General features: G+C 68.3%; 12 protein-coding genes and 1 pseudogene. 3 read left to right on the top strand and 10 right to left on the bottom strand.

The window, feature by feature from the left end; genetic code table 11:
* Nucleotides 1–220 precede the first annotated feature (220 nt).
* Complete coding sequence (locus tag ACYVO6_RS11095; RefSeq protein ID WP_461059888.1) at nucleotides 221–670, top strand: hypothetical protein; 450 nt, start codon at nucleotides 221–223, stop codon at nucleotides 668–670.
* A gap of 50 nt (nucleotides 671–720) precedes the next feature.
* Here ACYVO6_RS11095 and ACYVO6_RS11090 read toward each other — a convergent pair whose 3' ends face one another.
* The 3 genes and pseudogenes from ACYVO6_RS11090 to ACYVO6_RS11080 form a co-directional block, all read right to left on the bottom strand.
* A complete protein-coding gene (locus tag ACYVO6_RS11090) occupies nucleotides 721–3,717 on the bottom strand; it encodes a DNRLRE domain-containing protein (protein ID WP_461059886.1) in 2,997 nt (998 codons plus the stop codon).
* A 49-nt stretch (nucleotides 3,718–3,766) separates the two neighbouring features.
* A pseudogene (locus tag ACYVO6_RS11085) lies at nucleotides 3,767–4,615 on the bottom strand (ISAzo13 family transposase); the annotation flags it as partial.
* 127 nt (nucleotides 4,616–4,742) lie between these two features.
* Nucleotides 4,743–5,780 (bottom strand): pectate lyase family protein, encoded by a 1,038-nt coding sequence (locus ACYVO6_RS11080; RefSeq protein WP_461059884.1) that lies wholly within the window; start codon nucleotides 5,778–5,780, stop codon nucleotides 4,743–4,745.
* Nucleotides 5,781–5,963: 183 nt separating this feature from the next.
* On the opposite strand from ACYVO6_RS11080, the gene ACYVO6_RS11075 reads away from it, so the two are divergent.
* Nucleotides 5,964–7,019, top strand: a complete 1,056-nt coding sequence (locus ACYVO6_RS11075; protein WP_461059882.1) for a LacI family DNA-binding transcriptional regulator — start codon at nucleotides 5,964–5,966, stop codon at nucleotides 7,017–7,019.
* A gap of 222 nt (nucleotides 7,020–7,241) precedes the next feature.
* Here the strand turns inward: ACYVO6_RS11075 and ACYVO6_RS11070 are convergent, their stop codons facing one another.
* From ACYVO6_RS11070 to ACYVO6_RS11040, 7 genes are all read right to left on the bottom strand, one after another.
* Nucleotides 7,242–8,051 (bottom strand): alpha/beta fold hydrolase, encoded by an 810-nt coding sequence (locus ACYVO6_RS11070; protein ID WP_461059880.1) that lies wholly within the window; start codon nucleotides 8,049–8,051, stop codon nucleotides 7,242–7,244.
* Nucleotides 8,048–9,661, bottom strand: coding sequence for a glycoside hydrolase family 43 protein (locus ACYVO6_RS11065; RefSeq protein WP_461059878.1), 1,614 nt, complete (start codon nucleotides 9,659–9,661; stop codon nucleotides 8,048–8,050). The genes ACYVO6_RS11070 and ACYVO6_RS11065 overlap by 4 nt, the downstream gene beginning before the upstream one ends.
* Nucleotides 9,662–9,683: 22 nt before the next feature.
* A complete protein-coding gene (locus ACYVO6_RS11060; protein ID WP_461059876.1) occupies nucleotides 9,684–10,871 on the bottom strand; it encodes an alginate lyase family protein in 1,188 nt (395 codons plus the stop codon).
* A 164-nt stretch (nucleotides 10,872–11,035) separates the two neighbouring features.
* Nucleotides 11,036–14,461, bottom strand: coding sequence for a Tat pathway signal sequence domain protein (locus ACYVO6_RS11055; RefSeq protein ID WP_461059874.1), 3,426 nt, complete (start codon nucleotides 14,459–14,461; stop codon nucleotides 11,036–11,038).
* Nucleotides 14,462–14,474: 13 nt separating this feature from the next.
* Nucleotides 14,475–15,341, bottom strand: coding sequence for a carbohydrate ABC transporter permease (locus tag ACYVO6_RS11050; protein ID WP_461059872.1), 867 nt, complete (start codon nucleotides 15,339–15,341; stop codon nucleotides 14,475–14,477).
* A complete protein-coding gene (locus tag ACYVO6_RS11045; protein ID WP_461059870.1) occupies nucleotides 15,338–16,288 on the bottom strand; it encodes a carbohydrate ABC transporter permease in 951 nt (316 codons plus the stop codon). The genes ACYVO6_RS11050 and ACYVO6_RS11045 overlap by 4 nt, the downstream gene beginning before the upstream one ends.
* 45 nt (nucleotides 16,289–16,333) lie before the next feature.
* Complete coding sequence (locus ACYVO6_RS11040; RefSeq protein ID WP_461059868.1) at nucleotides 16,334–17,662, bottom strand: ABC transporter substrate-binding protein; 1,329 nt, start codon at nucleotides 17,660–17,662, stop codon at nucleotides 16,334–16,336.
* A 369-nt stretch (nucleotides 17,663–18,031) separates the two neighbouring features.
* Between ACYVO6_RS11040 and ACYVO6_RS11035 the strand changes: the two genes are divergently transcribed.
* Complete coding sequence (locus ACYVO6_RS11035; RefSeq protein ID WP_461059866.1) at nucleotides 18,032–19,045, top strand: hydroxyacid dehydrogenase; 1,014 nt, start codon at nucleotides 18,032–18,034, stop codon at nucleotides 19,043–19,045.
* Nucleotides 19,046–19,090 lie beyond the last annotated feature (45 nt).

The raw sequence follows: 19,090 nt of genomic DNA, 5'->3' as shown, positions 1-19,090 counted from the left end.
TGGTTCTCCTTCGCCAGGACCGTAACCCTGGCATCAGGGACTCCACAAATCTCAGTACAGCTCAGAAGCCCTTGCTGAGGCATGGGAGGCTCTCACCCGTTGGTTGGCGGAACATGCTCCTACGTCGTATGCCTCCCTGCTACCGCCGGCGCCGGAGGAGGACATCGCCGCGGCGGATGATCAGCTAAGGCAACACCTCGGGTACGGGCTGCCTGCCGAGTTGAAGGCGCTGTGGCGGCTTTGCGGTGGGGTGGAGCACCAGGAGATCGAAGGCGACGAGGAGGGGGAGGTCGGCTCGGGGGCCTTCCTGCCCGGCGGAATCATTTTCACTCCGGAGCAGGCCATGTCCGCGGTGCTTCTCGGCGGCAGCAGCGGGTGGGGCGCACCGGTTGTTCCCTGGCTCACACGGGACGAAGCCGGGCCTGAGTCCGGCCACTACGCAGGCCCTGACGGTGTTGGCTCCTGGGAGCTCCCTGAGGGGATCGACGATCCGCGGTATCCGTCGATCGCCGCCTACCTGGAGGCCGTTCACCGCACCCTGACGGCCGGGCCCGCTGATTTGATGGGCTCGTCCGGCGTGCCAGGCATCGTCTATCGCTGCCTGATCTGGGATGACCCGCAGAGCTCGTGGCTGACGGATGCCGCCGAAGACTGGACGCCGCTTCACTGAATGCAACTGGTCGGCACCGCGCCCGGGCCCGGTGCCGACCAACGTAGTGCTTAGGGCTTGGCCATCGTGCAGACGAGGTCAGCCTTGGTGGTGTCGCAGCCCTTGAACCAGGCATCGCCCGGGTCGAGGGTGTACCTGTCCTTGTCGATGATCCGGAACTTCTTCAGGAACGCTTCGTAGAAGTTGTCCAGGCTCATCGAACCGGAGTTGACCTTCAGCGACATGGAAGACCGGCCGCAGTTCTCGTTGAACGTCGGTGCGTCGTATCGAGTGTCGTCCAGAAGGTGTTCGCTGCCGTCGTCGGTCTTGGCCGCAACGGTCTGGATACACTCGCCGCCGCCGTTTGCACCGGCTGGGTTCTGTCCGTCGTTCGCCGCCGGAACTCCCGGGGACTGGTAGGTGGAGGAGAACGGGAACTCGTCACAGGACACCGACTCGGAGGCCCCTTCGGTGATCTCCGGGTGCAGAGCCGTCCACGGGTGCTTGAGGAACGGCTTGTTCGGGACCCAGCCGTCAGTCCGCTTGGAGCGCGACTTGGGGCACATCACCTTGTCCCGGTTGTCTTTTCGCTCATACAACGACTCGTTGCGCTCCTTCCTCGGAAGGTACTGCAGCGCATCAGAGCGGGTCTTACCGCTCCCCTTGACCTTCGACTTGTTCTGGATCAGCCAGGCATGCGCCGCAGCCGACGGGTACTTGGCGGTGTTGAACTTGTACTCGGGGAAGTACTGCGGCAGTACACAGCCGGCATCCGCACCGTTCGCCGCGACCTTGTCGCACCGCACATCGATGGCGGGGGATCGCCACGGTCCGCTGTCCTGGTCCTTGTCGCCCTTGCCGTCCGGCGGGCCCGACTCGGTGACGAAGTGGCCCACGAACCACACCGGGAGCTTCTTCGACAGATCGATGTCACGTGCACCCGTGGCGCTATTGACGCTGCCATTCCACTTGTGGTCGGCGGTGCCGGTGGCCATGTGCCCGTCTGTCGGATCGTGCTCACCGCCGCCCTTCCAGCTCAGGTCATTGAAGAAGTCGAAGTTCTTCGCTCCCGATCCGCCTTCACAACCGTCGCTGTAGCACATGGAGTCGATGAAGGCGTCCTCGCCGCCGTCACCGAGCAGCACGGCCCGATCGTCCGGAGGGAAGTCGTTATAGACCGGGTTGATCTCGATCCAGGTTTTGATCTCAGCCGTCTTCGGGTCGGTTTTGACCTGGAAGGCGAACTCGAAGTCAGCGCGGTATGTGGCGACCGGGAGCCCCTGGTAGGTGTACGTCACCTGATAGCCCATGTCGTAGAACAGGCACGCCTCGTTACGGGTGATCAGCGACTTCTGTGCCTCACCGTACAGCGATGGCTGGCACCATGAGCCCTTGATGATCGGGTCGGGGTAGGACGGCGCCCTGGTGCGCATGGCCTGAGCCGCCTTACGGGTGCCCTCCAGGGACCGTTCCATCTTGGGCGTGACGGTGACCTTCGTGCCGCCCTCGGCGAAGGTGCGGGGCTCCCAGCCCTTCCAGCCGGGAGCATCGGCGCCGGGCTTCGGCGGCGCCTGCGGTGCGTCGGTCTGGACCGGCTGTGCGGCGTTCGGATCCAGTTTCGGGATCGCAATGTCGATCTTCTGCTTGCGGTTGTAGTCCCGGCTCCCGGAGGTGAATCCATAGTCCTTGATCGGCCCCACATTGCCTGCCCGGTCGACCGTGCGGGTCTGCACTGCGTGGTTGCCGTCTGCCGCCGGGGTCAAGGTGTACGTGGCATCCGGAGCCGCGGCCCTCGCCGTTCCGGTGGTGGTGGGCACCGATTGCCAGCCGTAGTCGGCCGCGTCGTCCTCGTACGGGTCGAGGCGGAACTGGACCTGGTTGGCGTCCGAGACACCAGTAGTGACGTCGAAGATGCCCGCGACGCCGGAGGCGCCGCCCCAGTTCTCCGGATAGGTCTGGGAGGTGATGGTCTGCGGCTCGCCGGGGGCGGTGGTGTCGACGACGAACTGGGTCCAGCCGGACCAGCTGAGGTTGTAGTGGGTGCCGTCGTAGGCGTTGGTGCGGAACTTGTAGGTCTTGCCGTCCTGGAGCTGGCCGGCCGGGACGGTGACGGAGGCCGGCTTGCCCGAGGCGACGAAGTCGGAGACGAGCAGGCCCTCGCCGGCCGGGGTGGTGATGGGGGTGTTGGTGGCGGCGTCGTAGACCTGGAAGGTGCCGTTGACGGTGTCGCCGTCCGGGTCGGTGAACGTATCCCGCAGGGTCGGGGTGGTGGTGTTGACCGCCCACACCCCCGCGTACGACTTGAACGGTGCGCCGGCCTGCCGGTTCGTGCCGTCCGAGGGCCGGTAGTTGTAGGTGACGGACAGCTTGGGCTGATTCGCCGTAGCGTTGGCGGAGTTGACCCGCTTCCACGCCTTGACGTCGTCGGTGGCCGCGCGCAGGCCCATGTGGCCGCGGGTCGCCTTGGCGGAGGCCCAGGTCTGAACGAGGGTGTCGACGTCGGCGTTGATCCAGCCGTCCGGCTGGGTGGCGGCGCAGTCCGGGTTGCCCTTGGTCTGCGTGGAGGAGTGGTACTGCTGGTTCCACGCGGGCTGGGACGTCCACCGCGAGGACGTCGACGGGGCGGCGGTGTCCCAGATGGTCCAGGACTGGGCGCTGCAGTCCGTGTTGCCGGAGTGGAAGTTCCACAGCGCCAGGTTGGTGTCGACGATCAGCGCGTCCTGGATCGGCGTGGTGTTCCAGGTGATGAACGAGCGTGCGGTGCGCGGGGTGCCGTCGGCGTTCTTGGTGCCGGGGTTGCCGAGGTCGAGTTCGGTGTCGGTGGACCAGTCGACGGTCTCGCCCTGCTGCACGTAGGTGTCGAAGGTGTTCGACAGTGCGGAGGTGGAGGGGTCGACGGTGACCGGGAACTTCGTGTCCGGGTCGGCGAGGAACTTCGCCGAGGGGGTGACCACCAGGTCGACCTCGCCCGCGCCCTTGTCGACGACCTTCATGTCGACGCGTGCCCGGTTGGTGTGCTCGCCGGAGGTCTTGTCGACGGCGGCGTCCCACATCACCGGGGCGGGCATGGTGGCGCGCTGGGCACCGGTCTTGGCGTCGGTGAAGGTGACCGAGCCGTCCTTCGTCCGCGGTGATCAGCAGCCGCTTCGCGTCCGGGTAGGCGGCCCGTCCTTCCTCGGTCCACCAGCGGCGCAGGCAGGCCACCGCGAAAGCGGCGGTGTCGTGGTCGGTGCCCAGGACGACGTAGCCGGTGTTGCGGCCCACGTCGTAGATGCCGTACGGGATCGCAGTGCCGCAGGCGTGGGTGGGGAAGTCGTGGTCGAGGACCTTGACCGGCTGCCCCGGCGGGGTCCACTCGCGCCCGGCCTGGGCGAAGAGGCCGATCTGCTCCTTCTTCTTGGTGTCCACGCTGATGACCGGGTCGCCCGCGTCGAGGAAGCCCTGCACGGTGGTGTTGAGGTGCCGGAACTGGGCATCCCGGTCGGGGTGGTGGCTGCCGGCCAACACCCGCGCATTGCCGCGCAGACTGAATCCCGCCGTCTTCAACAGCGCGGCGACGGTGTCGCGCCCCACCTTCCGCCCCTGGGCGGCGAGTTCGTCCGCGAGGCGGCGCAGCGACTTCGTCGTCCAGGTCAGCGGCCCCATCGGATCACCCTGCGTACTGTCCTCGACCAGCGCCAGCAGAGCGGGCACAAGGCCGGGGTCCTTCGCCGCGAGTGCCGGGCGGCCGGCCCCCGGACGCCGCACCCGGCCGTCCGGGACACGGCCCGCCCCGAGCTCGGCCAGGCCCCGGCGGACACAGCCCTTGGAGACGCCCGCGGCCCGTGCCACCGCGGCGATCCCGCCGTGTCCGAGCTGCCTCGCCTCCGCGCCGTACAGGATCCGCCGCTGACGCTCGTCCAGGTACGGCGTCACCGCCTCCAGCTTCTCCTCCAGCGAACCGATCAACTCGTCGAAGCGCCCCATACCGCATCAACGAGCCCAACTCCCGCAAGCAACCCACTAATTCATCGACGGCCCCATCGGCCGGGGGTGGCGCCGGGGGGGTGCAGAACCCGGCGCCCGTCGTACAGACTGACGTGTCCCGCAGGAGTCAGGCGCCGATGTCCGCCTGAGGGCCGGCGCCCGCCTTCAGCAGGGCGGGGACATCCTTGGCGGCGTCGAGGGTGTAGTCGTAGAAATCCCTCGGGTCGAACGCGGTGCCGCCGGTCTGCTGCTTGCCCTTGCAGCCGACGAGGATGTTGCCGCGCTCGACGAGCGAGGCGTCCGGGTCCCGGTAGTAGGGATCCTTGACGTTCTCGAAGTAGCTGTTCTCGATGACGGTGTCGGACGCGCCCCGGGACCAGCTGCCGTAACCCGCCACGTTGTGCAGGTAGTTGTTGTACATGTGGGCGTTGGCCACGTTGTCGATGCTGGGGTTGCGGGAGTTGGTGCCGCTGATCCAGTTGTGATGGATCGTCATCTGGGCGGTGACGTTGTCGGTCCAGCCGATCCCGAAGGTCTTGTTGCCCTCGCGGAGGACGTTCCAGGACACGGTGAGGTTGGTGGTGTCCTTACGGCTGTCGATCAGGCCGTCGTTCATCCGCTCGAGCCTGTTGTGGTCGATCCAGATGTGGTCCGCGGTGTCCATCTGGATGGCGTCATAGTCGAACGAGTCGTCACCCGGGTCGTCCTCGGGCATCCGGGTGTCCCGGATCGTGAGGTTGCGGATGATGACGTTGCTGACTCCCGCCTTGAGGAAGAAGCCGCCGTTCACGATGTGACCCTTGGTGCCGACTCCGACGATGGTCTTGTTCGAGGCGACGCGGAGCTCGGTGCCGAACGGGGTGACCTTGATCTCCCCTGCCACCTTGATGACGTACGGCTCCGCCGCGGTGGCGTACTGCTTCAACTGCTCGTAGGTGGTGACGGTGACCGTTTTGCCCGCGGCGCCACCCGTGGTGCCGCCGTCGGTGGACGCGAAGCCGTCCGGGGTGTTCGGCCAGGCCTGGGTTGTGCCGATCTCGGCCGGGGATGTCGCCGTGCCGGCGGCGCTTCCGGGGGGCGCTGCGAGGCCCAGCAGGATGCCGCACAGAGCGGCGGCTGACGCAGCCAGTAATGACCAGCGGTGCTTCACGGCTCTCGTGGTCATGATCTTCTCCGGTTTGTGGGGGTGCGAGATGAGGAACCAAGCCCCACCGCGCTTCGAAAATTTCGCTCTTTTCCTCGATGAATCGGCGTGCCCCGGGACTGTAGAAAGAGCTTGCTAAGCCGTCAAGGCTTCTGTACGTAAGCTTCCAGGGTTCGAAAAATTCGGAGCGGCTAGACTCTCGGCATGTCCTCAGCAGACCGGAGCGTCCCTGCCGACGACCAATGCGTCGGCCCTCTGACCACGGCACAGATCGCCGCATATGCGAAGGTCTCCGTTGCGACGGTGTCCAAGGTGATCAACGGGCGAGAGGACGTTTCCGCCCAGACTCGCGCCCTCGTCGAGGACATCATCCGCAGGTACGGGCATCAGCGGCAGAAGCGGGCCGCCCGCCCGGCGGCCGTGCTGGAACTTGTCTTCCGCCAGATCCGGGACTCGTACCACATCGAGATCATCAAGGGCGTACAGAGCGTGGCCCGTGAACATCGGCTGGCCGTGGTGCTGTCCGAACTGCAGGGCCGCCCAACGCCCGGACAGGGCTGGGTCGAGGACGTCCTCTACCGCCGCCCGACCGGCATCATCGAGGTGTACTCCGTCCTCACCGACACGCAGAGCGGTCAACTGCGCAGCCGCGGCATCCCCTTCGTCCTGGTCGACCCCAACGGGGAACCGGCCCACGCGTCCCCGTCGGTCGGCGCGAGCAACTGGAACGGCGGACTCTCGGCCACGAGGCACCTCCTCCAGTTGGGGCACCGACGCATTGCCGTCATCACCGGGCCCGAACAGGCCCTCGCCAGCCGGGCCCGGGTGGACGGCTATCGGACCGCGATGGAGACCGCGGGGGTTTCCGTGGATCCGGCGCTCGTCCGTCTCGGCGACTACCGGGCCGAGGAGGGCCTCAGGCGCGCCCGGGAGTTGCTGCGCCTGCCGGATCCACCGACCGCCGTCTTCACCTGCAATGACGCGCTGGCACTCGGCGTGTACCGGGCGGCCGCCGAGGCCGGGTTGCGCATCCCGCAGGACCTGAGTGTCGTCGGCTTCGACGACCTGCGTCCGGCGCAGTGGACCGTCCCGCCGCTCACGACGGTCCATCAGCCGCTCGCCGAGATGGCCGCCACCGCCGCGACCATGGTGGTCAAGCTGTCCCAGGGTCAGTCACTGGCCCAGACCCGCGTGGAACTCGCCACCGAACTCGTCATCCGCGACAGCACCGCTCCCCCTCGTCGTGAGGGCGTGTCCTGACGATGGATCATGCGCCAGGCTGTGCCGACGCCTGGGGGCGATCGCTGCCGCTGCCTCGAATTCGCGTGACGCCGCCGTTCTCGCCAAGTGCCCGGAACTGACCGCCCTCCACGGGCACGTCCGCACCTTCGCCGAAATCGTCAAATGACGCTACGTCACCGAGACCAAACCTCGCTGATCGCCCTCAGGACCCGCCGGGGCCGCGTAGGCGCGAACTCTCGCTCACGAACCCCCACCGGCCGTCTCCACGGCCGCCCGGTCCCGGATGAGCCGGATCGTGCGCTCGACACGCTCCTCGTGCAGATAGTGGCCGGTGCCGGCCCAGTGGTCGACGCGCGAGCCGGGCACCCGCAGCGTGCCGCGCTCCCACTCGGCGGCCTCGGCGGACGTCCACACCGTCAGTACGGGCTGTGGGCGGCGGCGCAGATACGCCTCGCTGTGCGGGCGGACGCCCACCGCGCCAGGACCTGTGTACATGCCGGCGTACGCCTGGGCGATGACGTGGTCCGGTGTGCCGAGCATGGTCCGTATGTGCGCGGTGCGCAGGCCGGGCGGGGCCTGGGGGGAGAATGCGCCGGCCACGAAGGAGGCGGCGGCGAGGGCGCCGTGTGCCTCGTACTCGGCCAGCCGGGCGGGGATCTGCTCGACCTCGGCGGCGTGGGCGCCGTGGGCGGGGTCGAGGGCGACGACCGAGCGGACGGTGTGCGGGTGGTGGACGGCGAGCAGGTTGACGACCTGGCCGCCCATGGAGTGACCGACGGCGGTCACGGGCCCGGTGGCCAGGGCGTCGATCAGCTCGGCCAGGTCGTCGGCCATCTCCGCGGGGGTGTTGCCCTTCGCCGGTACCTCGGAGCGGCCGTGGCCGCGCAGGTCGGGGACGAGGACGCGAAATCGGTCGGCCAGCGCCTCGGCGTGCGGCGACCACTCCCGCCCGTCGCCGCCCCAGCCGTGCACCAGCAGCAACGCCGGGGCGTCGTCCGGGCCCAGGCAGGTGCAGAACAGACCGATGCGGTTGAGGCGGACGATCGTCATCGGTGGCCGTCCGGGGTGGTGTGGTAGGTGGCGTGGCCGAAGTCCGCGTACACGCCCGAGCCGTCGAGGTCCTGGACCCACAGTCCCAGCATCGCGCCGGTGAAGCCGAGGACCCTCAGCTGTCCGTCGTGGAACTCGTCGGCGTGTTCGTCCGACAGCACGGTGGTGTCGAGGTGGAGCGGCAGCGCTTGCAGACCGTTCCCGTCGGTGCCGTACGAGAAGCGCAGGAAGGGGCCGTCGAGTTCGGCGTGCAGTACGACGGGGCGCCCAGGTTCGAGAGGGATCCTGGGCGGATGCGCGGTGAGTCTCCCGGCCTCGCAGCTCAGCGCCCGCAGCACCGGGGGTCCGTCGTCGTCTGCCGTGACGTACAGGTAGTGCCAGTTGCGGGTGTTGTAGTAGGCGGTGAGCCCGGCCAGCTGGTCGGTGGTGCGGGGCTCGAAGGTCAGCCGGGTCTCGAAGGAGCAGCACCGCGCCGTGATCCGCCGGGCGACCAGACTGGGTGTCCGACGGCCCACGGGGGACTGGCCGCCGCGGATGCGCAGCCGCCCGGGCGCCGGCTCCACCCAGTCGGGGCCGGCCGGGCGACGCAGGGTGGACCAGTCGGGGCCGAGCGCCGGGCCGTCGAAGTGGTCCGTGGCGGGCGGCTCGGGTACGGGCGCGGGAGGCAGACCGGGCGCCGGGACGGTGACGGCCGGGACGGCGCCCGCGATGCGTGGCCAGCCGTCCTCGGTCCAGGTCACGGGTTGCAGGGCGGTCTCGCGGCCCAGTACGCACCGGCCGCGCTCGGTGTACGGGCGGGCCGTGATGTGGGCCGCGTACCACTGGCCCGTCGCCGTCTCGACGAGCGAGCAGTGCCCGGCCTTCTGGAGCTCCAGGGACGGGTCGTGCCGGGAGGTGAGCAGCGGTCCGGCCGGATCGGGCTCGTACGGGCCGAGCAGTTCGCGCGAGCGGGCGACGGCCGCCCCGTGCTCGTAACCGGTGCCGCCCTCGGCGTGCACCAGGTAGTACCAGCCGTCCCTGCGGTAGAGGTGCGGGCCCTCGGCGACCCCGGCGGCGGTGCCCACGGAGATCGTCCGGGGCTCGCCGAGCAGCTTCCCCGAGGCACGGTCGTATTCCTGGATCTCGATCCCGGCGAACGACTCCCGCTCCGGCCGCCAGTCGAAGCGCATGTTGACCAGCCAGCTGCGCCCGGCACCGTCATGGTCATCGGCATCATCGTGGAACAGGGACACGTCGAAGCCCCGGCCGTGCAGCGGCACCGGGTCGGACCACGGACCCTCGATCGACGGCGCGGTGGTCACGTAGTTGGGGAGGTCCTTCCAGCCCTCGGCGTAGGTGTCGACCACGGTGAAGACGAGGTGGAACAGGCCGTCGGCGTACGACAGACCGGGCGCCCAGATCCCGCCGGAGTCGGGGACACCGGTCAGGTCGAGCAGCTGTCGGCTGTCCAGAACCCCGCCCAGCGCCCGCCAGTTCACCAGGTCCCGGGAGTGGTGGATGCGTACACCCGGATACCACTCGAAGGTGGAGGTGGCGATGTAGAAGTCGTCGCCGACCCTGAGGATCACCGGGTCGGGTTCGAAACCGCGCAGGACGGGGTTGTGGATCACGAAGGCTCCGCTCGGAGGGGCGTCAGAGGGTGAACAGCAGGGTGCCGAAGCCCGGGTGGTCGCATTGGTTCGGAGCGCCCTCGGGCCGCAGTTGGCTCGCCACCTGGGTCGTGTACGGGGCGGACTTGCCGGCGCGTTTCACGTAGTGGTTGTAGGCGATCTCGTAGATGTTCCGGAACGAGCCGCGGGCGGAGACACTCGACCAGTGCCAGTTGCACCGCCCGAACGTGGCGTCGTACGGGACGGTGTTGCCGAGGTTGTACTTCGCTGTGTACTCGTAGCCGGACAGCAGAAGGGAGCCCGACGCCCCGAACATGTCGAGGCCCTGCACCCAGCCGGTCTGGCAGATCTCGGCCAGCGAACCGAGGATCAGCTGGGCATACCCCTGGGTGCGGCCGGACTCGCAGCACTGGCCGGTGCCGGACTGGATGAGCTTGGTCAGCCCGCAGCAGCCGTGCGTGGAGAAGGCGTTGTACGCGTCGTCGAACAGCGTGAGGTTGTTGCAGGCCACCGCGATCTGCATCATGCCCTTGAGGCCCATCAGGCCGTACGCGCCGTCGCCGTAGACGTTGATGAGCGGGACGAAGATGTTCTCGAACATCGCGACCGTGGCGGCGAGTTCGGAGGACGACCAGCTGCCCGCCGGGCCGGAGTAGTGCATGATCTCGACGGCGGCGGCCAGTTTGGCGCCGTAGATCCCGGCGGCCAGTTCGGCGTCCTTGCCGTTGATCTCCCGCAGAGCGCCTGTCCAGGACTTGATGATCTGCAGGGCCTTGGTGGCGTGGGCGGTGTCGCGGGTGATGTACCACATGAGGGCGTTCTGGTACGCGGCGTTGCAGTCGTACCAGAGCTCCGTGTTGCCGGCCTCGGAGTCGCTGCCGCGGGTGACCGTGGCCCGGCCGCCCGCCATGGTGTACGTGGAGCGGGAGAAGAAGTCGGCCTTGAAGGTGTTGTAGCCGCTCAGCCACGGTTCGGCGCCTGCCGCGACCTTGCTGCGCATGCGGTCGAGGTCGGCACGGCTGTGCAGCACGCCGGGGTGGGTCAGGGCGGTCAGGCCCGAGGTGACGGCGGCGGCCTGGCCGGCTCCGGCCAGTGAGGCGCCGGCGAGGCCTGCCGCGCCGGCGCCGACGGCGGTGATCTTGAGGAAGCGGCGCCGGTTGGGGGGACGAGACGCCGGCTCGGGAGATACGGGGGACTGCGGCTCTGTCATGGTCTTCCTCTTTCACTCGACGCTGAGTGCGGAGAAGGAGTGGGGGGCAACAGCAAGGGGGCGCGAAGGAACAGCAAGTAAGGGAGCGGGAGGGCCCGGCGGGGGCCCGCAGGGCACGGGTGGAGCCGGTGCGGTCCCTGTGCCGCACCGGCCCCACCGGCGTGTCAGTTGCCCGGCAGGCCACCCCGGTAGAGCACCAGCGTGCTGAGCGGGCCGAGCTTGGGCCGTTCGCCCGAGCCGATCACCTTTCCGGTGGCGAGGTCGCGGGCCGGGCCGAAGTCCTTGCGTGAGGGCAGGGTGAACGTCTCGTCGGTGGTGGTGTTCATGGCGATCAGGTAGTTGCCGTACTCGCAGAGGTAGAACGGCGCGCGTCCGACGAGCATGGTCTCCACACCGTCGAAGTGGACGCCCAACGTGGGGTCCGGGATGTCGTCCGGGATCGGGGCGAGGCGGTAGACGTCTCCCTCCTGCGACTGGTGGAGGGTCTCGCCCGGCGGCGGGAACCCACCGGGCGGGAGGTGGCCGGCCCCGGGGTCGTTGATGGCGTAGTCCCACAGGATCCAGTCGCGTGCCGTGAAGGACTCGTCGGTGGTGCCGGTGGAGCGCTGACGGACCGTCGCGGAGCGCTGGTTGACGGGGGTGAGGTGGTGGACGCGGGCGTAGTTGTTGACGCCCTGGCGGGACCGCCAGTAGAGGGAGGCGAACAGCAGTTCCTTGCCGTTCTTGACGGCGAGGCAGCCGTTCTCCTCGTCGGCGAAGACGAAGTCGGGCCGGTCCCAGGCCGTCGGGATCCGGGCCGGGCGGGACGCGAGGGCCTGGAAGGCCTCCCAGTCGCGGGACACCAGGCGCAGTCCGGCGAGGCCGACCCGGGTCCAGGCGTTCTTCACGAGCAGGTCCAGCTGCCGGTAGAACTGCCCGTCGTCCACCATCTCCTGGGTCCAGCCGACGATGTCGGGGTCCTTGAAGACCACCGCCGCCATCAGCGGGTGGGAGTCCCAGGCGGTGCGGGAGGCGTAGGCGATCTCGCCGGGGTAGACCTCGTTGCGCCAGCCGATGACGGTCTCGATGCGGGAGACCCGGCCGCCCGTCTCGTCGATGTCCACGACCCGGAAGCGGCCGCGCGCCTTGCAGATCTTGATCATCTCTTCGCGCAGTTCGGGCGCTTCCCGGGCGTCGTGGCCGCGCGTGACGGACTCGTACATCATGACCAGCCAGTCGATGACCTCGCCGTAGCTGCCCACGTACCCCAACTCGCGGGTCAGGCCCGCCTTGCTGACCTGGTGATAGCTCTCGCCGAGCGGCCTGGTCGGGTTGCCGTCCGCGTCCTCCCTGCCGAGGTAGGGCTTCATGCCGAGCGACTGGTACATGTAGTCGCGGGCCTTCTCCTCCGGCAGGGCGAGGTCGGGGTCGAGGAGCCTGAGGCCCCGGTTGGCCTGGTAGATGCCGATGGCGCAGATCTGCGACTGGTTGGTGTAGTGAGGGAAGTGCTGCCGCCAGTAGTCGCGGCTGGACTTGAGCATGTCGCGGTACGCCGCGCGGCGCACCGGCTGTTCGACGGTGGCGGCGCTCTTCGGCGGGGTGACGGCCAGGTCGTCGAACCACGCCGCGCCGGGGCCGGACAGCCGCAGGTGGAACTCGACCTGGGTGGCGCCGGCCGGGGTCTGGAGGTCGAGGGAGACCTGTTCCCAGTCGTGGGTGCCGGTGGCGGCGAACTTCCGGTGGTCGCTGCCGACGAGCTTGCCGTCCGCGTCGAAGAACAGCGGGTCGATGTGGGCGCCGGTCCCGGTGACGCCGTCCGTCCTGATCCACGCGCTGTAGGAGTACGTGCCGTCGCCGACCTGGAACCTCGCCGTGTTGGAGGCGGTGATGAAACCGGTGTCCGCGGTCGCCGCGACCTTCAGGGAGGCGGAGCCGGAGTGGGAGGCGGTGGTGTCCCGGGACCAGGTGGCATCGGCGGTCCGACCCCAGCTGGGCACCGTCCAGCCCGTGGGAGCGGTGGAACCCTGCTCGAAGCCAGGGTTGCGTATCTCGGTCGGCTTAATCAGGTCCACGGAGTCGAACCAGGCGATGCCGGGGCCGGACAGCCGCAGGTGCATCTCCACCTGGGTGACACCCTCCGGGGTCTCCAGATCGATGGAGACGTACTCCCAGCCGTGGGTGCCGCCGGCGGCGAACTTCTTGTGGTCGCTGCCGACGAGTTTGCCGCTCGCGTCGAAGAACAGCGGGTCGATGTACGCACCGGTCCCGGTGACGCCGTCCGTCCTGATCCACGCCCCGTAGGTGTACGTGCCCTTCCCGACCCGCGTCTTGGGGTTCGAGTAGGTGAACATGTTGCCGCCGGACGCGGGCACCTGGAGCTTCAGCGAGGCGGAGCCGGTGCGCGAGACGGCGGTGTCCCGCGACCAGGTCGCGCCGGACGTCTGTCCCCAGCTGGGCGCCAGCCAGCCCATGGGGGTGTCGCCGCCCTCCTCGAAGCCCGCGTTGGAGATCTCGAAGGGGGAACCGGTCACCTTCTCGTCCAGGCGGTCGCCCAGGTGCTCCCACAGCAGGGCGAGCACTAGGCCGACCCGACCGAAGCCCTGCCACTGCTGGTCGGACCCGGTGAGCACCGCCTTGTCGGACTTCCAGGCCATGTAGCGGCCGTCGACGGCCCGCAGGACGCGGTCCAGGGCCGCCGGGTTCCTGTACGCGGGGCTGCCGGACCACAGGTAGCCCTCGGCGAGGGACTGGAACGCGAACGCGTCCATGCCGGCCGGGTTCGCGGTGACGAGGTAGTGCTGCTGGTCCTTCAGGACGCGCTTGCGCACGGCCTCCAGCACCTCGGGGCCCTCGACGGTGCGCGGCTTGAACTCCGGGGCCGGGCCCTGGGGTTCACCCTTGGGCGGGATGAAGTACGGCTCGGTGTGGGTGTAGATGCGGTAGATGCCGCGCGAGGGCGTGGTCATCGTGCGGTACAGCTGGTCGGGGTTCTGGCCGTACGACCAGATGCGCCCCATGGAGCGGATCTCCAGCGTCACCTTCTTCTTGCCGGCCGTCATCCTCTCCGGCAGCGGCAGTGTGTGGAAGAAGAAACGGCCGGGTGTGCGGGGCGCGGTGTCCAGGATGTCGAGGCTGTCGACCGCTCCCTCGTCCTGGTAGCCGACCTGGAGGCCGTCGCAGAAGAGCTGGAGCCGCCACATGTTCGTGCCGGAGCCCGCCTGCTCGGAGGTGTCGTCGTAGTCGTCGCCCCACAGCCGCACCGTGACGTAGGTGGTGCCGGTCGGGCTGACGGAGACGTCGAACTTCAGCGTGCCGCCCCAGTAGCTCGCCGGCTGCGTCGGGTTGAGGACTCGGGCGCTCTGGCCGAGGCCACCGGTGACGGTGTCGGAGAGGGTGGCGGTGAGGTGGTGCGCGGCCTCGGACTTCGCGTCGCCGAAGACGACGCTGTCCAACGGCTTACTCACGGCCGGCTGGAACGCCTCGGGCAGCTCGGACTCGGTGACCGGAGAGGCGGCCGCGGACTGCGTGGTCAGCCAGCCGAGGCCAGCCGCGGCGGCGCCGGTCGTCCCGGCGTACTTGAGCACTTCACGGCGTCTGGGGGTGTTGGACACGGCTGGTGTTCCTTTACTTGAGGCTGCCCATGAGAATTCCGCTGCGCCAGTACTTCTGGAGCGCGAACATGAAGATCGCGAGCGGAACGATCGACAGCAGGGACCCGGTGAGGACGAGGGTGTTCATGTCGCGGGCGGTCTGTGCCTGCTGGAGCCACGAGTAGAGACCCAGGGTGACGGGGAAACTGCGCTCGCCATTGAGCATGAACAGGGGGAGGAAGAAGTTGTTCCAGATGTTGATGAACTCGAGCATGAAGATGGTGATGCCGCCGGTCCTCATCAGCCGCAACGCGACCGCGTAGAAGATCCGCAGCTCACCGGCGCCGTCGATGCGGGCCGCCTCCATCAGCTCGGTGGGCACGGAGCTGTCGGCGTAGACCTTGCCGAGGTAGACCCCGAACGGGTTGATGAAGTACGGGATGAGCACCGACCAGATGGTGTTGGTGATGCCCGCCTCGGCGAAGACCAGGTAGAGCGGGAAGGCCAGCAGGGTGCTGGGCAGCAGGGAGGCACCGACGATGACGGCGAAGATCGCACCGCGGCCGCGGAAGCCGAACTTCGACAGGCCGTATCCGGCGGCGAGCGAGACAAGGGTGGCGCCCGCCGCCCCGAGGGTGGCGTAGAGGACCGAGTTGCCGATCCAGCGGACGAACACCCCGTCGTGGTAGGTCCAGATGTCCTGGAGGTTGTCGCCGAGGTGGTTGGAGGAGAACCACAGGCCGAACGTGGAGTAGAGGTCGGTCTGGTCCTTGGTGGCGGAGACGATCAGGAACCAGGTGGGGGCGAGCGAGTAGAGCAGGAAGATCACCAGCAGACCGGTGGTGAGCACCATCGCGCGGCGGGTGGGGCGCGCGCCGCCCCCGGAGGCAACACTGCTCATGACATCTTCCTGTTCGTGACGCGGTAGAAGACGTAGGCGAGGATGCCCGTGGCGACGGCCAGGACCAGGGACTCGGCGGCGGCGTACTGATAGTCGCCGATCTTGAAGGCCTTGTCGTAGATCTCCATCATCGGCGTGAAGTCGGTGTTGATGGACTCCGGTGCGATCTGCCGCATGATCAGCGGCTCGCCGAACAACTGGAGCCGTCCGATCAGCGAGAACATGCCGGTCAGGACAAGGATCCCGGTGATGTTGGGCACCTTGATCGACCAAGCGATCCGCCACTCGCGGGCACCGTCGAGCCGGGCGGCCTCGTACAGCTCACGGGGCAGGGCCTGCAACGAGGCGGAGATCAGGATCATGTTGAAGCCGATCCCCTGCCAGGTGAGCAGATTGCCCAGCGAGAGGTAGGTGTTGAGGCCGCCGAAGAACTCGATGTGCATGCCCGCGCGTTCGGCGATGTCCAGCAGCGGGCTGCCTGTGGGGCTGTAGAGGAACAGCCACATCAGGGTGGAGACCACGGCGGGGATGACGTACGGGATGAGCAGCGCCGCGCGGAAGAAGCGGACGGCCCGGGCGGCGATCCCGTCCAGCAGCAGGGCCAGCAGCAGGGCGATGCCCAGCATCACAGTGATCTGCACGGCGCCGAAAAGCAGGGTGCGCCCCATGCTCACCCAGAAGGCGTCGTCGCCCAGGACGGAAGCGAAGTTGGAGAAGCCGGTGTAGACGGCCCGTGTCGGGCCGAAGCCGAGACCGGTGCTCTTCTTCTCGTGCAGGCTCTGGCTGAAGGCGTAACCGATCGGCAGGACGTAGGTGGCGAGGAAGCCCAGCAGAAAGGGCAGTGTGAACAGCAGCCCTTTGTAGGCTCCCCGCCTCCCGGCCCGGCGGGGGGAGGGCCGCCGGACCGGGGAGTCGGTCGCGACACGAGGTCGCGTCAGAGTGGACACGGGGTGTCTCCAAGTAGAGGTGAGTCGGCTGTCTCCGCGAGGGGCTCAGCTGCCCGCGACAGCCTTGATGCCCTTGCCCGTGAGGTCGTCGACGGTCCACTTCTCGATGCTGGTCAGCATCTCCTTGACCGTGAGCTCCTTCTTCATGACCTTGCCCCACTGCTTCTGCATCTCGGAGTACATGGCCGCGTAGTTCGGGCCGTACTGCCACTGGTCACCGACCCGCGAGGCGGCGGTCGTGATCACCTTCGCGCTGTCGGACTCGCCGTTGAACATCTCGGCAGGGATGATCTTGTCGACATACGGGGAGACGTCGGTGACCGCAGGGAAGAGGCCGGACTTGGAGGCCGGGTCGGTGAGCGTGGCCAGCGACTCCTTGCTGCTGCTCAGCCATGCGGCGAACTCGGCGGCGCGGTCCGGGTACTTGCAGCCCTTGAGCACTCCGAGGGTGTCGAAGTTGCTGGAGGTCCGCGGCTTGGCCGTGTCGAAGACCGGCGAATCCGCGAGCTGCCACTTGCCGCGCGACTTGGGGAAGTTGGTGTCGTAGATCGGCAGCTGCCAGGTGGACGTCGTCATCGCGATGGTCGTGCCGCCGTCCCAGGTCTTGAAGACGCCCGGGTCGGCGTAGGAGGCGTTGGAAGTGAGGTCGTTGTCGACCAGCTGCTGGACGATGTCACCTGCCTGCAGTGCCTCGGGCGAGGTGAAGTCGACCACCCAGTGGTCGCCCTCCACCTTGTACCACTGGGCGCCCGCCTCCCAGGAGAGGTCGACCAGGGTGCTCGGGTCCTCGCCGGCCATGTTGTAGATCTTGACCTTCTTGTTCTCCTTCTGCGCCTTCTTGCCTGCCGCGATCAGGTCGTCCCAGGTCGTCGGTGCCTCGAGGCCGTACTTCGTGAACAGGTCCGCGCGGTAGGCGGTGAACAGCGGTGAGGAGCCCATGGGGATGCCGAAGGTGGTTCCGCCGGGGCTGACCGCGTTCCACGCCGCCGACGTGTACTTGCCCTTGTACGGCTCTGCGACCTTGGTGATGTCGGTGAGCAGGCCGTCCGCGGCGAAGTTCGCCAGGTTCATCCCGTCCATCTTGGACAGGCAGGGGGCGGTGCCGGCGTTCACCGCGGCGCGCAGCTTCTGGTACGCCGTCTCGCCGGCCGCGTTGACGAACTTGATCCGGGTCTCGGGGTGCTCCTCGTTCCACACCTTCGTCTGGGCCTCGATGCCGTCGGTCCAGCTCCAGAACTCCAGGGTGACCTCGCCCTTGGTGTTCGGGGCGGCCGAGGTGTCGGTGTCGTCGCCGCCGGAACAGGCGGCCAGCACCAGGGAGAGCGAAGCAGCAGCGGCGACTGAGGCCAGGGGTCGCTTGCGGAACTTGGACATCGGTCCTCCACGAAAGGGATCAGGGCGCGCGGGGGTGGGGAACCGGCGCGGTCAGGCGGTGAGTCGGCGACGTGAGGCGGTCACCGCTCTCCCGGTTAGTAACCGTTTGCTGTGGACCGTAAAGCGCGAAGGCGCGGAGCCGCAAGAGAGGCGATGAGATTGTTTCGCCAAACTTTCCAGGACATTGCACCGAGGCTGAGGTGACCTGCACAGTTAGGGGTGGCGATTACCCACCGTTACTGAAACCAAGGGCAGGGTGAGTGTCTGATTGAGCATTGACCCGCCATGGGTCGGGCTCCTAGCGTGGAATACGTTTACTGCCTTGCCTCGCTCACTCCACCCGACTCCCTCGCGCCCAGCAGGAGCACCATGTCCACGCCGTCGCTGCCCTCCGCCCTGTTCGCGATGAACCCGATGCATCTGCCCGAGCTCTTCCCGCCGCACCTGATGACGCGGCTGCGGACGCTCGTGCGCATCGACCCGGCCCTCGTCGTCCAGGACTTCACCGACCCGGCGGCCGCCCTCGCGCTGTCGCAGACCGAGGTCCTGATCACTGGCTGGGGCTGTCCGCACCTCGGTGCCGAGTTGCTGGACGCCGCCCCCCGGCTGCGTACCGTCCTGCACGCGGCCGGCAGCGTGCGCAGCATCGTCGGTGACGCGTTCTGGGCCCGCGGGCTCAGTATCTCCAGCGCCGTCCGCGCCAACGCGCTGCCCGTCGCCGAGTACACGCTCGCCGCGATCCTCTTCGCGGGCAAGGATGCCTTCGGGCTCCGGGAACGCTTCCGGGCCGAGCGGGTCTACCCGGGCCCGGACGAGTACACCGAGGTCGGCAATCTCGGCCGACGGGTCGGGGTGATCGGCGCCTCGCGCGTCGGTCGCCGGTTGCTGGAGCTGCTGCGTCCCTTCGATCTCTCGGTCGGCCTGTACGACCCGTACGTGGACGACGCCGAGGCGGCGCGACTCGGTGCCGCGGCGCTGCCCCTGGACGAGCTGCTGCGCACCAGCGACATCGTCAGCGTGCACGCCCCTGACACCCCGGAGACCTACCGCATGCTCAACCGTGAACGGCTGGCGCTGATCCAGGACGGAAGCGTACTGATCAACACCTCACGGGGTGCCCTGGTCGACCCCCGGGCACTCGCCGAGGAACTGGTCAGCGGGCGGATCAGTGCGGTGCTGGACGTCACCGAACCGGAGCCGCTGCCCGCGAACTCCCCGCTCTACGGGCTGCCCAACGTCTTCCTCACCCCGCACATCGCCGGCTCGCTCGGCAATGAGCTGGCACGGCTCGGCGCCACCGTCGTGGAGGAGCTGGAGCGGTCCGCCGCCGGGTTCCCGCCCGCATACAGGGTCCACCGGGCCGATCTCGCCACCAGTGCCTGAGCCGTCCGAAACGGCAACGACGCCCCGTCCCCAGCTCGGGAGCTT

The sequence above is a fragment of the Streptomyces pseudoechinosporeus genome (genome assembly GCF_054783935.1).
Note: the sequence above shows the minus strand (reverse complement) of the source record. Positions and strands in the feature narration are given on the sequence as shown.